The 15,152-nt window shown below is 58.1% G+C and carries 6 protein-coding genes, 2 tRNA genes and 3 rRNA genes; all 11 read left to right on the forward strand.

Translation table 11 applies throughout. The features are described 5' to 3' along the window. Positions 1-93: 93 nt before the first annotated feature. The 11 genes from R0382_RS10420 (at position 94) to yegQ (ending at position 15,135) form a co-directional block, all read left to right on the forward strand. Positions 94-1,628, forward strand: a 16S ribosomal RNA gene (locus tag R0382_RS10420). Between the two features lie 61 nt (positions 1,629-1,689). After that, positions 1,690-1,766, forward strand: a tRNA-Ile gene (locus tag R0382_RS10425). A 35-nt stretch (positions 1,767-1,801) separates the two neighbouring features. Beyond that, a tRNA-Ala gene (locus R0382_RS10430) sits at positions 1,802-1,877 on the forward strand. 248 nt (positions 1,878-2,125) lie between these two features. Next, a 23S ribosomal RNA gene (locus tag R0382_RS10435) occupies positions 2,126-5,018 on the forward strand. A gap of 123 nt (positions 5,019-5,141) precedes the next feature. Continuing rightward, a 5S ribosomal RNA gene (gene rrf / locus R0382_RS10440) occupies positions 5,142-5,254 on the forward strand. The 16S, 23S and 5S rRNA genes sit together here with 2 tRNA genes alongside, the layout of an rRNA operon. Positions 5,255-5,409: 155 nt before the next feature. Next, complete coding sequence (locus R0382_RS10445) at positions 5,410-9,159, forward strand: nitrate reductase subunit alpha (RefSeq protein WP_432719527.1); 3,750 nt, start codon at positions 5,410-5,412, stop codon at positions 9,157-9,159. 2 nt (positions 9,160-9,161) lie between these two features. Next, complete coding sequence (narH, locus tag R0382_RS10450) at positions 9,162-10,721, forward strand: nitrate reductase subunit beta (protein WP_432724154.1); 1,560 nt, start codon at positions 9,162-9,164, stop codon at positions 10,719-10,721. Next, on the forward strand, positions 10,721-11,404 hold the full coding sequence (gene narJ / locus R0382_RS10455; RefSeq protein ID WP_432719528.1) for a nitrate reductase molybdenum cofactor assembly chaperone: 684 nt from the start codon (positions 10,721-10,723) through the stop codon (positions 11,402-11,404). Before narH ends, narJ begins: the two co-directional genes overlap by 1 nt. 37 nt (positions 11,405-11,441) lie before the next feature. Next, positions 11,442-12,164 (forward strand): respiratory nitrate reductase subunit gamma, encoded by a 723-nt coding sequence (narI, locus tag R0382_RS10460; protein WP_432719529.1) that lies wholly within the window; start codon positions 11,442-11,444, stop codon positions 12,162-12,164. After that, positions 12,161-12,895, forward strand: coding sequence for a peptidylprolyl isomerase (locus R0382_RS10465; protein WP_432719530.1), 735 nt, complete (start codon positions 12,161-12,163; stop codon positions 12,893-12,895). Before narI ends, R0382_RS10465 begins: the two co-directional genes overlap by 4 nt. Positions 12,896-13,773: 878 nt before the next feature. Beyond that, a complete protein-coding gene (gene yegQ / locus R0382_RS10470; RefSeq protein ID WP_432719531.1) occupies positions 13,774-15,135 on the forward strand; it encodes a tRNA 5-hydroxyuridine modification protein YegQ in 1,362 nt (453 codons plus the stop codon). The last annotated feature ends 17 nt before the right edge of the window (positions 15,136-15,152 follow it).

Below are 15,152 nucleotides of genomic sequence, written 5' to 3' on the forward strand. Positions count from 1 at the left end.
GTACTTGCACTTAATGAAATAGAACTGGCTTGAGCGCTTCGGTGCTTGGGCGAATTCTTTGAGTTAACGCAAGTGCGCAATTATTCAGTGATTAAACGAAAGAGTTTGATCCTGGCTCAGATTGAACGCTGGCGGCATGCTTTACACATGCAAGTCGAACGGATTTGCGGGGCTTGCTCCGCAAGTTAGTGGCGAACGGGTGAGTAATACATCGGAACGTGCCCAGTAATGGGGGATAACCTGCCGAAAGGCAAGCTAATACCGCATACGCCCTGAGGGGGAAAGTGGGGGATCGCAAGACCTCACGTTATTGGAGCGGCCGATGGCTGATTAGCTAGTTGGTAGGGTAAAGGCCTACCAAGGCAACGATCAGTAGCGGGTCTGAGAGGACGACCCGCCACACTGGGACTGAGACACGGCCCAGACTCCTACGGGAGGCAGCAGTGGGGAATCTTGGACAATGGGCGAAAGCCTGATCCAGCAATGCCGCGTGGGTGAAGAAGGCCTTCGGGTTGTAAAGCCCTTTTGTCAGGGAGGAAATCCTGGCCCCTAATACGGGTCGGGGATGACAGTACCTGAAGAATAAGGACCGGCTAACTACGTGCCAGCAGCCGCGGTAATACGTAGGGTCCAAGCGTTAATCGGAATTACTGGGCGTAAAGCGTCCGCAGGTGGCTTGTTAAGAGCGATGTGAAAGCCCCGGGCTCAACCTGGGAACTGCATTGCTGACTGGCTCGCTAGAGTACGGCAGAGGGGGGTGGAATTCCGCGTGTAGCAGTGAAATGCGTAGAGATGCGGAGGAACACCGATGGCGAAGGCAACCCCCTGGGCTGATACTGACACTCATGGACGAAAGCGTGGGGAGCAAACAGGATTAGATACCCTGGTAGTCCACGCCCTAAACGATGTCTACTAGTTGTTGGGCTTTTCGGAGCTTAGTAACGCAGCTAACGCGGGAAGTAGACCGCCTGGGGAGTACGGCCGCAAGGTTAAAACTCAAAGGAATTGACGGGGGCCCGCACAAGCGGTGGATGATGTGGATTAATTCGATGCAACGCGAAAAACCTTACCTGGTCTTGACATGTCTAGAATCCCGAAGAGATTTGGGAGTGCCGTAAGGAGCTAGAACACAGGTGCTGCATGGCTGTCGTCAGCTCGTGTCGTGAGATGTTGGGTTAAGTCCCGCAACGAGCGCAACCCTTGCCATTAGTTGCTACCATTCAGTTGAGCACTTTAATGGGACTGCCGGTGACAAACCGGAGGAAGGTGGGGATGACGTCAAGTCCTCATGGCCCTTATGACCAGGGCTTCACACGTCATACAATGGTTGGTAACAGAGGGTCGCGAAGCCGCGAGGTGGAGCCAATCCCATAAAACCAATCGTAGTCCGGATCGCAGTCTGCAACTCGACTGCGTGAAGTCGGAATCGCTAGTAATCGCGGATCAGCATGTCGCGGTGAATACGTTCCCGGGCCTTGTACACACCGCCCGTCACACCATGGGAGTGGGTTTTACCAGAAGTAGCTAGGGTAACCTTCGGGAGCCCGGTTACCACGGTAGGATTCATGACTGGGGTGAAGTCGTAACAAGGTAGCCGTAGGGGAACCTGCGGCTGGATCACCTCCTTTAAAGATAATGCCTCATTAAGCATTCACACTCATCGGCTGTACGTTAGAGATACGGAGAACTGGGTCAGTAGCTCAGTCGGTTAGAGCACCGTCTTGATAAGGCGGGGGTCGCTGGTTCGATTCCAGCTTGACCCACCATTTGCTTTGCGGATGGACAAACAGTTTGATCCGATGGGGGCATAGCTCAGTTGGGAGAGCACCTGCTTTGCAAGCAGGGGGTCGTCGGTTCGATCCCGTCTGCCTCCACCACTACTTTTGTGTGGTTTAGTCTGGAAGGACTCAGTATTAAAGGCATTGGCGATTGTCAGTGGTTTTAATTCTGACTGTTTCAGTTGGACGAGAATTTATTCTCTGTATCGCTCTTTAACAAGATAGAAGAAGCAAAACTCAAATTTATTCAGTAATGAATGGGTTTGATTGCATCGAGTTTTGAATTCGAGAGAATTCGAAGTCGCAAACACAACTTGTAATCTTGAACTACGTGTTTGAGGTTATAGGATCAAGCGACTAAGTGCATCTGGTGGATGCCTTGGCGATCACAGGCGATGAAGGACGCGGCAGCCTGCGAAAAGCTGCGGGGAGCTGGCAAACGAGCTTTGATCCGCAGATATCCGAATGGGGAAACCCACACCTTTTGGTGTATCCATGACTGAATACATAGGTCATGTGAGGCGAACCCGGCGAACTGAAACATCTAAGTAGCCGGAGGAAAAGAAATCAACCGAGATTCCCAAAGTAGTGGCGAGCGAAATGGGAAGAGCCTGTACGTGATAGCGGTAGTCTTAGTAGAACGGCATGGAAAGGCCGGCAATAGTGGGTGATAGCCCCGTATACGAAAAGACCATCGTGGTACTAAGCGTACGACAAGTAGGGCGGGACACGAGAAATCCTGTCTGAACATGGGGGGACCATCCTCCAAGGCTAAATACTCGTGATCGACCGATAGTGAACCAGTACCGTGAGGGAAAGGCGAAAAGAACCCCGGGAGGGGAGTGAAATAGATCCTGAAACCGGATGCATACAAACAGTGGGAGCGGACTTGTTCCGTGACTGCGTACCTTTTGTATAATGGGTCAGCGACTTACGTTCAGTAGCGAGCTTAACCGAATAGGGGAGGCGTAGGGAAACCGAGTCCGAATAGGGCGATTAGTTGCTGGGCGTAGACCCGAAACCAAGTGATCTATCCATGGCCAGGATGAAGGTGCGGTAACACGCACTGGAGGTCCGAACCCACTAATGTTGCAAAATTAGGGGATGAGCTGTGGATAGGGGTGAAAGGCTAAACAAACTTGGAAATAGCTGGTTCTCCCCGAAAACTATTTAGGTAGTGCCTCAAGTATCACTAACGGGGGTAAAGCACTGTTATGGCTAGGGGGTCATCGCGACTTACCAAACCATGGCAAACTCTGAATACCGTTAAGTGCGAGCTTGGGAGACAGACATCGGGTGCTAACGTCCGGTGTCAAGAGGGAAACAACCCAGACCGCCGTCTAAGGTCCCAAATGATCAATTAAGTGGAAAACGAGGTGGGAAGGCATAGACAGCCAGGATGTTGGCTTAGAAGCAGCCATCATTTAAAGAAAGCGTAATAGCTCACTGGTCGAGTCGTCCTGCGCGGAAGATGTAACGGGGCTCAAATTGATAACCGAAGACGCGGATATGTGCTTAGGCACATATGGTAGGGGAGCGTTCCGTAAGCCTGTGAAGGTGACTTGTAAAGGTTGCTGGAGGTATCGGAAGTGCGAATGCTGACATGAGTAGCGTTAAAACGGGTGAAAAGCCCGTTCACCGAAAGCCCAAGGTTTCCTACGCAACGTTAATCGGCGTAGGGTGAGTCGGCCCCTAAGGCGAGGCTGAAAAGCGTAGTCGATGGGAAACAGGTTAATATTCCTGTACCGATTCTGAGTGCGATGTGGGGACGGAGAAAGGTAGGTCAGCCATCTGTTGGAATAGGTGGTTTAAGCGTGTAGGTGGGGGGTTTAGGCAAATCCGGATCCCTGTTAACACTGAGGCGTGATGACGAGGTGCCATTGGCACTGAAGTGATTGATCCTATGCTTCCAGGAAAAGCCACTAAGCTTCAGCTCAGAATTGACCGTACCGCAAACCGACACTGGTGGGCAGGATGAGAATTCTAAGGTGCTTGAGAGAACTCAGGAGAAGGAACTCGGCAAATTGACACCGTAACTTCGGGAGAAGGTGTGCCTCTGTAGGGTGAAGCGACTTGCTCGTGGAGCTTGAAGAGGTTGCAGTGAAAAGGTGGCTGCGACTGTTTATCAAAAACACAGCACTCTGCTAACACGAAAGTGGACGTATAGGGTGTGACGCCTGCCCGGTGCCGGAAGGTTAATTGATGGGGTGCAAGCTCTTGATCGAAGCCCCGGTAAACGGCGGCCGTAACTATAACGGTCCTAAGGTAGCGAAATTCCTTGTCGGGTAAGTTCCGACCCGCACGAATGGCGTAACGATGGCCACACTGTCTCCTCCTGAGACTCAGCGAAGTTGAAGTGTTTGTGAAGATGCAATCTCCCCGCTGCTAGACGGAAAGACCCCGTGAACCTTTACTGTAGCTTTGCATTGGACTTTGAAGTGGTTTGTGTAGGATAGGTGGGAGGCTTTGAAGCTGGAACGCTAGTTTCAGTGGAGCCGTCCTTGAAATACCACCCTGACCCCTTTGAGGTTCTAACCTTGGTCCGTTATCCGGATCGGGGACCGTGCATGGTAGGCAGTTTGACTGGGGCGGTCTCCTCCCAAAGTGTAACGGAGGAGCTCGAAGGTTACCTAGGTACGGTCGGACATCGTACTGATAGTGTAATGGCACAAGGTAGCTTGACTGCGAGACTGACACGTCGAGCAGGTGCGAAAGCAGGACATAGTGATCCGGTGGTTCTGTATGGAAGGGCCATCGCTCAACGGATAAAAGGTACTCCGGGGATAACAGGCTGATTCCGCCCAAGAGTTCACATCGACGGCGGAGTTTGGCACCTCGATGTCGGCTCATCACATCCTGGGGCTGTAGCCGGTCCCAAGGGTATGGCTGTTCGCCATTTAAAGTGGTACGTGAGCTGGGTTCAAAACGTCGTGAGACAGTTTGGTCCCTATCTGCAGTGGGCGTTGGAAATTTGAGGGGGGCTGCTCCTAGTACGAGAGGACCGGAGTGGACGCATCTCTGGTGTACCGGTTATCACGCCAGTGGTATCGCCGGGTAGCTAAATGCGGAATAGATAAGCGCTGAAAGCATCTAAGCGCGAAACTAGCCTCAAGATGAGATTTCCCTGTGGCCTTGAGCCACCTGAAGGGTCGTGGAAGACCACCACGTTGATAGGTCGGGTGTGGAAGCGCAGTAATGCGTTAAGCTAACCGATACTAATTGCCCGTGAGGCTTGATCCTATAACCTGAACCGCGTGGTTCGGGTGTGTTGCGACAAGGCTCGTAAAATATCAAACCCGAGTCATTGCTTCTTCTATCGAATTCAGAGATATGACTAATACAGTCGTAACTCCACCAGTTACGTCTGGCGACCATAGCGAGTTGGTCCCACGCCTTCCCATCCCGAACAGGACCGTGAAACGACTCAGCGCCGATGATAGTGCGGGTTCCCGTGTGAAAGTAGGTCATCGCCAGACTCCCCATGCAAACCCCCTGCAGCTACGCTGCAGGGGGTTTTTTCTTTATGGGCCGGAAGTGCCGGGACTTGGTTTCCCTTCGATCTGCGACTAGCTTGTAGATACTGACGTCTATACCTCGCTTGGTGTTGGGACGCAGAATGCCAGGGGGAACCATGAGTCATTTTCTTGACCGTCTGAGCTTCTTTACGCTGACACACGAGGCTTATGCGGGTGGGCATGGTGAGCTGCGTGCCGAAGACCGGACCTGGGAAGAAGCCTATCGGCTTCGCTGGCAGCACGACAAAATCGTGCGCTCAACGCATGGCGTGAACTGTACCGGCTCCTGTAGCTGGAAAATCTACGTCAAAGGCGGCATCGTCACCTGGGAAACCCAGCAGACCGACTATCCGCGCACCCGTCCGGGCATGCCAAATCACGAGCCCCGCGGCTGTTCACGCGGCGCCTCGTACAGCTGGTATCTCTACAGTGCCAACCGGCTGAAGTATCCGATGATCCGTGGCCGGCTCATGCGGCTCTGGCGTGAGGCACGCAAGTCCCTGGCGCCGGTCGATGCATGGCAGGCCATCGTTGCCGACCAAGAGAAAACGCAAGAGTACAAATCGATTCGTGGTCGTGGCGGATTTGTTCGTGCCAGCTGGGAAGAGGCCACCGAGTTGGTCGCGGCGGCCAATATCCATACGATCAAGACATACGGCCCGGACCGGATCATCGGTTTTTCACCGATTCCCGCGATGTCGATGGTCAGCTACGCTGCCGGCAGCCGCTACCTGAGTTTGATCGGCGGCACCTTGATGTCGTTCTACGACTGGTACTGTGATCTGCCGCCGGCCAGCCCGCAAACCTGGGGCGAGCAGACCGACGTACCCGAATCGGCTGATTGGTACAACTCGGCGTTCATCATTGCCTGGGGCTCGAATGTGCCGCAGACGCGTACCCCCGATGCGCATTTCTTTGTCGAGGCCCGCTACAACGGCACCAAAGTCGTGGCCATCACACCAGACTATTCCGAGGTCGCCAAACTCTCGGACATCTGGCTGCACCCGAAGCAGGGCACCGATGCCGCGCTCGGCATGGCGATGGGGCACGTCATCCTGAAGGAGTGCTTTGTCGATCGACAGGTTGAGTACTTCGATGATTACTGTCGTCGGCTGACCGATTTACCAATGCTGGTGCTGCTGCGCAAAGACGGGGATCGCTTCGTTGCCGATCGCTTCTTGCGCGCTTCCGATTTTGGCGATGCACTCGGGCAGATCAACAATCCAGAGTGGAAAACGGTCGCTTTCGACGAGACCAGCGGACGCTATGTCGCGCCACAAGGCGCCATTGGCTACCGCTGGGGGCAGCAGGTCGAGGGCGACCTGGGTAAATGGAATCTGGAACAGCGGAACGGTGCCAGCGGCGACGATGTCCGGCTGTCACTGAGCCTGATCGCCGAACGGGATGAGGTCGTTTCGGTTGCCTTTCCCTATTTTGGCGGCCAGGCGCCGGCCGACTTTACCGCCAACGAGCAAGGCGGCGCGGTCCTGCATCGACATGTGCCGGTGCGGCGTCTGGCGCTGCAGCGCGGCGATGCGCTGGTGGCCACGGTTTTTGACCTGATGTGTGCGCACTACGGTGTGGACCGTGGACTCGGTGGCGAGGTGGCGACGTCGTTCGACGACAATATCGCTTATACGCCTGTGTGGCAGCAAAGCATCACCGGTGTACCGGCCGAACAGGTGATTGCGGTGGCGCGCCAGTTTGCCGAGACCGCAGAAAAAACACGTGGGCGGTCGATGGTGATCATCGGCGCGGCGATGAATCACTGGTATCACCAGGACATGAATTACCGCGCCGCAATCAATATGCTGATGCTGTGCGGCTGTATCGGCGTATCTGGTGGCGGCTGGGCGCATTACGTCGGGCAGGAGAAGCTGCGACCGCAGACCGGCTGGACCGCGCTGGCCTTCGCGCTGGATTGGCTGCGCCCGCCACGGCATATGAACAGTACGTCGTTCTTCTATGCGCACACCGACCAGTGGCGATACGAGAAGGTCAACATCGACGAAATCCTCTCGCCGCTGGCTGATCCGAATCGCTATGGCGGCAGCATGATCGACTTCAACGTTCGTGCCGAACGGATGGGCTGGCTGCCGTCTGCACCGCAACTGGCGGCGAATCCGCTGCGGATCGCCGCAGCTGCACAGGCCGCCGGGCTGGCACCGAAGGACTATGTCGTCGCCGGACTCAGGGACGGCAGCCTGCAGATGTCGTGCGAGGATCCGGACGCACCGGTCAATTTTCCGCGCAATCTCTTTGTCTGGCGCTCCAACCTGTTCGGGTCGAGCGGCAAAGGCCACGAGTACTTTCTGAAGCATTTTGTAGGCGCCCAGAACGGACTGCTGGGCGAGGACATCGGCAAGACCGGAGAGACCAAGCCTCAGGAGGTTGTCTGGCACGACAAGGCACCGGAAGGGAAACTCGACCTGATTACCGTGCTCGATTTCCGGATGAGCACGACCTGTCTTTACGCCGATGTCGTCCTGCCGACGGCGACCTGGTACGAGAAGAACGACCTCAATACGTCGGACATGCACCCTTTCATTCATCCGTTGTCGGCGGCGGTCGATCCGATCTGGCAAGCCAAGAGCGACTGGGAGATTTACAAGTCGATCGCCAAGAGGTTTTCCGAACTGGCGGTCGGCCATCTGGGGGTCGAGCAGGATGTGGTGCTGGTGCCCCTGCAACACGATACGCCGGGCGAGCTGGCGCAGCCGTTTGAACCCAAGGACTGGAAAAAGGGCGAGTGCGAGCTGATTCCGGGCAAGACGGCGCCGAACATCGTTGTCGTCGAACGCGACTATCCGAACACCTACAAGCGCTTTACCGCTCTTGGCCCGCTGATGAAAACCCTTGGCAACGGTGGCAAGGGCATCGGCTGGAATACCGAGCACGAGGTCGACGGCTTGGCGAAGCTCAACAAGGTCGTTACCGAGGAAGGGCCAACCAAGGGGCTGCCCCGAATCGAAACCGATATCGACGCGACCGAGGTGATTCTGTCGCTGGCTCCCGAGACCAATGGCGAGGTGGCCGTTAAGGCGTGGGAAGCGCTGTCCAAGTTCACCGGGCGCCCGCATGCGCATCTGGCCGATGTGCGTGAGGACGAAAAGATCCGCTACCGCGACGTCCAGGCGCAGCCGCGCAAGATCATTTCCAGCCCGACCTGGTCCGGCATCGAGAGCGAGCACGTCAGCTATACCGCCGGCTACACCAATGTGAACGAGCTGATCCCGTGGCGCACGCTGACCGGCCGGCAGCAGTTTTATCAAGATCATGCCTGGATGCGCGATTTTGGCGAGGGCTTCGCCTGTTACCGGCCCCCTGTGGATACGAAGGCGGTGGCGCCACTGGCTGGCAAGCTGCCCAATGGCAATCCCGAAATCGCGCTCAACTTCATTACCCCGCACCAGAAGTGGGGGATTCACTCGACCTACACCGACAACCTGCTGATGCTGACCCTGTCGCGTGGCGGGCCGATCGTCTGGCTGTCCGAGACCGATGCGCAGCAGGTTGGCATTGTCGACAACGACTGGATCGAGCTGTTCAACGTCAACGGGGCGATCGCTGCCCGCGCGGTGGTCAGTCAGCGCGTCAAACCTGGCATGTGCATGATGTACCACGCGCAGGAAAAGATCGTGAACGTGCCCGGCTCCGAGGTTACCAAGCACCGGGGAGGCATCCATAACTCGGTGACGCGGACGGTGCTCAAGCCGACGCACATGATCGGCGGCTACGCGCAGCTCTCCTACGGTTTCAACTATTACGGCACCGTCGGCAGCAACCGGGACGAGTTCGTCATCGTCCGCAAGATGGCCAAGGTCGACTGGATGGATACGCCGTCCGCCCAGGAAGGGGAGGGATGAGCATGAAAGTCCGCGCACAGATTGCCATGGTGTTGAATCTCGACAAATGCATCGGCTGTCATACCTGTTCGGTGACCTGCAAGAACGTCTGGACCAGCCGCTTGGGAATGGAGTACGCATGGTTCAACAACGTCGAGACCAAACCCGGCATCGGCTACCCGAAGGACTGGGAGAATCAGGACAAGTGGAAAGGCGGCTGGGATCTCAAACGTAACGGCAAGCTGAAACTCAAGCAGGGGAGCCGTCTGCAGGTGTTGCTGAACCTGTTCGCGAATCCGAATTTGCCCGAGATAGACGACTATTACGAGCCGTTCACCTTCGATTACGAGTTCCTGCAGACCGCGCCGGAAATGCCGACGCCGCCGGTGGCCCGGCCGATTTCGGTGATCAGCGGCCAGCGGATGGAAAAAATCGAATGGGGGCCGAACTGGGAGGAAATCCTCGGTGGCGAGTTCGCCAAACGCAGCGCCGACTACAACTTCGAAGACGTGCAGAAGGAGATCTACGGCGAGTTCGAGAACACCTTCATGATGTATTTGCCGCGCCTGTGCGAGCACTGCCTCAATCCGGCGTGCGTGGCGTCCTGTCCGTCGGGGTCGATCTACAAGCGCGAAGAGGATGGCATCGTGCTGATCGATCAGGACAAATGCCGCGGCTGGCGCATGTGCGTGTCGGGCTGTCCGTACAAGAAGATCTATTACAACTGGTCGTCGGGCAAGGCCGAGAAGTGCATCTTCTGCTACCCACGCATCGAAGCCGGCCAGCCGACCGTGTGCTCGGAAACCTGTGTCGGCCGGATCCGTTATCTCGGCGTTCTGCTTTACGACGCGGATAGGATCGAAGCCGCGGCCTCGGTACCAAATCCGCAGGATCTGTACGGCGCGCAGCTGTCGGTGTTTCTGGATCCGTACTCGCAGGCGGTCCAGGAGCAGGCGCGCAAGGACGGCATCCCCGAGCTGTGGCTTGAAGCGGCGACCCGGTCGCCGGCCTACAAAATGGCGATGGAATGGAAGATCGCCTTCCCGCTGCATCCGGAATACCGGACCTTGCCGATGGTCTGGTACGTGCCACCGCTATCGCCGATCCAGGCACGTGCCAATGCCGGCGAGATCGGCATGCAGGGGCATTTGCCCGACGTCGACAGCCTGCGGATTCCGGTTCGCTATCTGGCGAACCTGCTGACGGCCGGAGATGAAAAACCGGTGCAGCAGGCGCTGAAGAAGATGCTCGGGATGCGCGCGTTCTACCGCGAGCGCCAGCTCGAAGGACGGGACAACGCTGGCTTGCTGGCCGAGGCTGGGCTGACACTGGCCGAAGTCGAAGACATGCATCGCTACTTGTCGATCGCCGATTACGAAGATCGCTACGTGATTCCGACGACGCACCGCGAGTACGCCGAAAACGCATACCAGCTGCGCGGCGAGTGCGGGTTCTCGTTCGGCAACGGTTGCTCGGACGGTAGCAGCGAGGCCAGCCTGTTCGGCGGCAAGATGGCTGGCAAGAAAGTGATTCCGCTCAAGACCATGGGCGGCCGCGGAACCGAAAACAAGGTGGACTACTGATGCCGGTCTCGACACGCCCGGCATCGGTTCGGCCTGCCTGCCATGCGCTGCGCTTGCTGGGCGCCTTGTTGCTGTATCCGGAGGCCGGCCTGCGGGCGCTGCTGCCCGAGATCGCGGCCGAGGTGTCGGACGACCCCGGTTTGCGGCGGATCGATCGCGAGCGCCTTGCCGATCTGCTCAGCGAGCTAATGCGCGCGGACGGACTGGATGCGGAGGAGGCCTACGTCGGCCTGTTTGACCGAGGGCGCGCCGCGTCGCTGCACCTGTTCGAACACTTGCATGGCGAGAGTCGCGACCGGGGCGAGGCGATGGTGCAACTGGCAGGGGTCTATCAAGGTGCCGGTTTTCTGCTCAAACCCGGCGAGCTGCCGGACTACCTGCCGGCACTACTGGAGTTTCTCGGCTGCCGGCCGCTGGCCGAGGTGAAGGCCATCATGAGCGACTGCGGCCATCTGATCCGCAAGGTGGGCGAAGCGGTGGCCGCGCGCGGCAGCCGCTATGCGGCGATCTTCGATGCCGCACTGGTCATGGCGGGTGAGGATGGCCTCGATTGGTCGAAGGGCGTCGAGCCCGAACCGCTCGACGATGTCGACGACGACTGGATGGATACACCGGCATTTGCCAAGCCCGACGAGCAGCCGGCCACGTCGACGATCCGTTTCATGCCCAGACCCGGGCGCTGAATGCTGGACCGGCAAATGTCGGTGAAGGAGTCATGTGATGGATGCCGGGACCTATCTGCACCAGTTTTTGTTCGGGTTTTATCCCTATATCGCGCTGACGGTGTTCTTTGTCGGTAGCCTGTTGCGCTTCGATCGCGAGCAATACAGCTGGCGGGCGGACTCGTCGCAATTGTTGCGAAAGAAGCAATTGCGCTGGGGGTCGAACCTCTTTCATTTCGGCGTACTCGTGGTATTCGCCGGTCATCTGGTTGGTTTCCTGATGCCCGAACCGATCGTGCTGGCGTTCATGAGCGAGCATGCGCACGAGCTACTGGCCATGGTCGGCGGTGGCGTCGCCGGATTTGCCGCCATCATCGGGCTGTCGATACTGATCCATCGACGCCTGAGCGATCCGCGGCTGCGCTCCAATAGCCGGCCGTGGGATTTGCTTATCGTCGCCATCCTGTGGGTGCAGCTGGCACTCGGGCTGGCAACGGTTTATTTCTCGTCGACCAGGGTCGAAGGCTACAGCTTTCAGGCCTTGATCTATTACGTTCAGGGCATCGTGATCTTCCGGCCGGACAACGCCAATCTGCTGCTGACGATTCCCTGGGTCTACAAGCTGCACATCTTCCTCGGCCTGACTATTTTCCTGGTGTTTCCGTTCACGCGGCTGGTCCACATCTGGAGCGGATTTGCTTCGGTGTTCTACCTGTTCCGCCCGTTCCAGCTGATGCGCACACGTCGCACAACGACGCGTGGCGTACAGGGGCTCAAATGACCCAGACCGAAGCCCAGGACATCCGTGTGAACGGCGTCGCCGTGACCGACGAAGGCATGGCCAACGCAGAGAGCGCGGCGGTGTACGAGCTGCTTCGGCAACAGGTGCTGAACCAGCAATTGCTGGAAGACGGCGCCGACGACGATGCGATGGCCGCCGCTATTGAGCAATTGCTGCTGCGCGACGTAGCGGTGCCGCAAGCCGACGATGCGGCGTGCAGACGCTATTTCAATGCCCACGCGGCCGACTATGTACTGGGTGAACGGGTCGGCGTCCGGCACATCCTGTTTGGCGTGACACCGGGTGTTCCCGTTGCGGCCTTGCTCGAGCAGGCCCAACGGGTGCTCCAGGCAGTGTTGGCCGCGCCCGAGCGGATCGGCGAGTTGGCCAGGCAGTACTCCAATTGTCCGAGTGGCGCAGAGGGTGGGCATCTCGGGCTACTGAGTCGCGGCGATACGGTGCCCGAATTCGAGCAGTCGCTGTTCGGCGGACAAACCATCGGCGTGCTGCCGCAGCTGGTCAGAACCCGCTACGGCTTCCATGTCGTGGTCATCGAGGCACGCGAGGCAGGGCAGGCGCTGAGTTACGCACAGGTGCAGCGCCAGGTCGCACAGCAGTTGCAGGCGGCAGCGCTCAAGCGCGCCTTGTCGCAGTATGTGCAGGTGCTGGCCGGGCAAGCCGAGCTGGCCGGCGTGGCGCTGGAACAGGCCGATTCGCCGTTGCTGCGCTGATTTATCCACTACCGCGCTGGGCAAGGATGTGGGCGTGCTGTGGGTAAGCCCGGCAAGGCCTTGTTTTGATTAGGCTATATCAGGCTGCCCGCTTTCAAGGCAGGTCCGGCAGACTACCCACCGATTGCGTTCGCCGTGATGTTGACCGGCTGTGGATAGCGGCTGCAAGGCTTTGTTTGGACTACGTTTTTCTGTATTGCCTGTTTTTTGTGCATTTCACCCGTAGCTGCTGCCCGATCCTGCGGGGAGCTCGGGGCGGGGGAGCGAGCCAGCAATCATCCCCCGAAATCTTGGGCCGGACTGTGAGGCTGCTGTGGATGAGTGCGGCAAGCCTCTGTTTCTAGGCTCTTTTTCTGAACTGACTGAAAAATGTGCAGGCCGGGGCTGCAAAGCCTTGGCGTACATGCGGCTTGTCCCCAGCTTCGTGCAACAAGCATGTGGAATAGCTGTGGACAACACATGTACAAGGCTGATTTGGCGGGATTTTTTCCCACTGCTTGCGAGCCGTTCAGGTCCTCGCCGTGTCCGATAATCGGCGGCGTGGCAGACGACTTGTCCACTCATCCACCGTTTTACTGCAACAAGGGTGTGAGTGGGCTGTGGATCGTTGCCCCATCATGCTGTTTTAAAAAGCCTTTCTCCAGCTGCCTGAAATTTGGTCAATACCCTTGCCCTGCTGGGTGATGCGCTATCTCGATCGTCGCGGTGCGGCGAGCGCGACTTCATCCACGAATTTTCATTGCAACGGTGTGGGCGGGCTGTGGGTAATCGATGCAAGCCACTGTTTGCAATGTACTTTTTGCGGCTGCTCAAGGAATGAGCAGCATGCTGGCCTGCGTTAGAATGCTCGGCTGTCTGTTCTACTGCTCCGTTTCGCCATGCCGCTCAAAGCCCCCGAACTCTTGTTGCCCGCCGGTACGCTGGAAAAAATGCGCGCCGCCTACGATTTCGGCGCCGATGCCGTCTACGCTGGCCAGCCGCGTTACAGCCTGCGAGCGCGCAACAACGACTTTAAGCTCGAGCAACTGCAGCAGGGCATTGCCGAAGCGCATGCGCGTGGCAAGAAGCTCTTTGTCGCCAGCAATATCCTGCCGCACAACGCCAAGGTGAAGACCTATCTCGCCGATATGGAGCCGGTGATCGCGATGAAGCCCGATGCGCTGATCATGGCCGATCCGGGTCTGATCATGATGGTGCGCGAGCGCTGGCCCGATCAGGCGATCCATCTGTCGGTGCAGGCCAATACGGTCAACTACGCCGGGGTGAAGTTCTGGCAGGCGCTCGGGCTGGAGCGGGTGATCCTGTCGCGCGAGCTGAGCCTCGACGAGGTCGAGGAAATCCGTCAGCGCTGCCCGGACATGGAGCTGGAAGTTTTCATCCATGGTGCGCTGTGCATTGCCTATTCGGGTCGTTGCCTGCTGTCGGGCTATTTCAACCATCGCGATCCCAACCAGGGCACCTGTACCAACGCCTGCCGCTGGGACTACACCGTCAGCGATACGGCGGTGGACGATGCCGGCGACGTCAGGCCGGCGAAAATCGACTTCGATTTCAACCGCGCGCTAGGCGAGGCCGAGCAGTCGTTTGCCGACTGTGGCGGTGCCGAGCGCCATCCGCTGGCCGACAAGACCTATCTGATCGAAGAGGCCAGCCGACCCGGCGAGATGATGCCGATCATCGAAGACGAACACGGCACCTACATCATGAACAGCAAGGATCTGCGCGCGGTTCAGCACGTCGAGCGGCTGGCGAAGATCGGCGTCGACTCGCTCAAGGTCGAGGGCCGGACCAAGTCGCTGTACTACGTGGCGCGTGCCGCGCAGGTCTATCGTCGTGCGATCGACGACGCGGTCGCCGGCCGGCCCTTCAATCCGGCCTTGCTCGCCGATCTCGATGGCCTCGCCAACCGCGGCTACACCGACGGCTTCTATCAGCGCCACTACACCCACGAAGCGCAGAACTACCTCGACGGCCACTCCAAGGCCAAGCGCAGCCAGTTCGTCGGCGAGGTGAAGAGCGTCGTCGACGGCTGGGCCGAGATCGACGTGAAGAACCGCTTCGAGGTCGGCGACGAGCTGGAAATCATCCATCCGTCCGGCAATGTCCAGCTCACGCTGGCCGCGCTGCGCGGTCGCGAAGGCGAACCGGTGGCGGCTGCGGCCGGCAATGGCGTGTACGTCCGCATGCCGCTTGACGCACGCTTCGACGGCGCGCTGATCGCGCGGCTGCTACGAGACTAGCGCCCGCTCATGGCCCG

Origin of the sequence: Jeongeupia wiesaeckerbachi (assembly GCF_050916355.1) — a bacterium.
GTDB lineage: Bacteria > Pseudomonadota > Gammaproteobacteria > Burkholderiales > Chitinibacteraceae > Jeongeupia > Jeongeupia wiesaeckerbachi.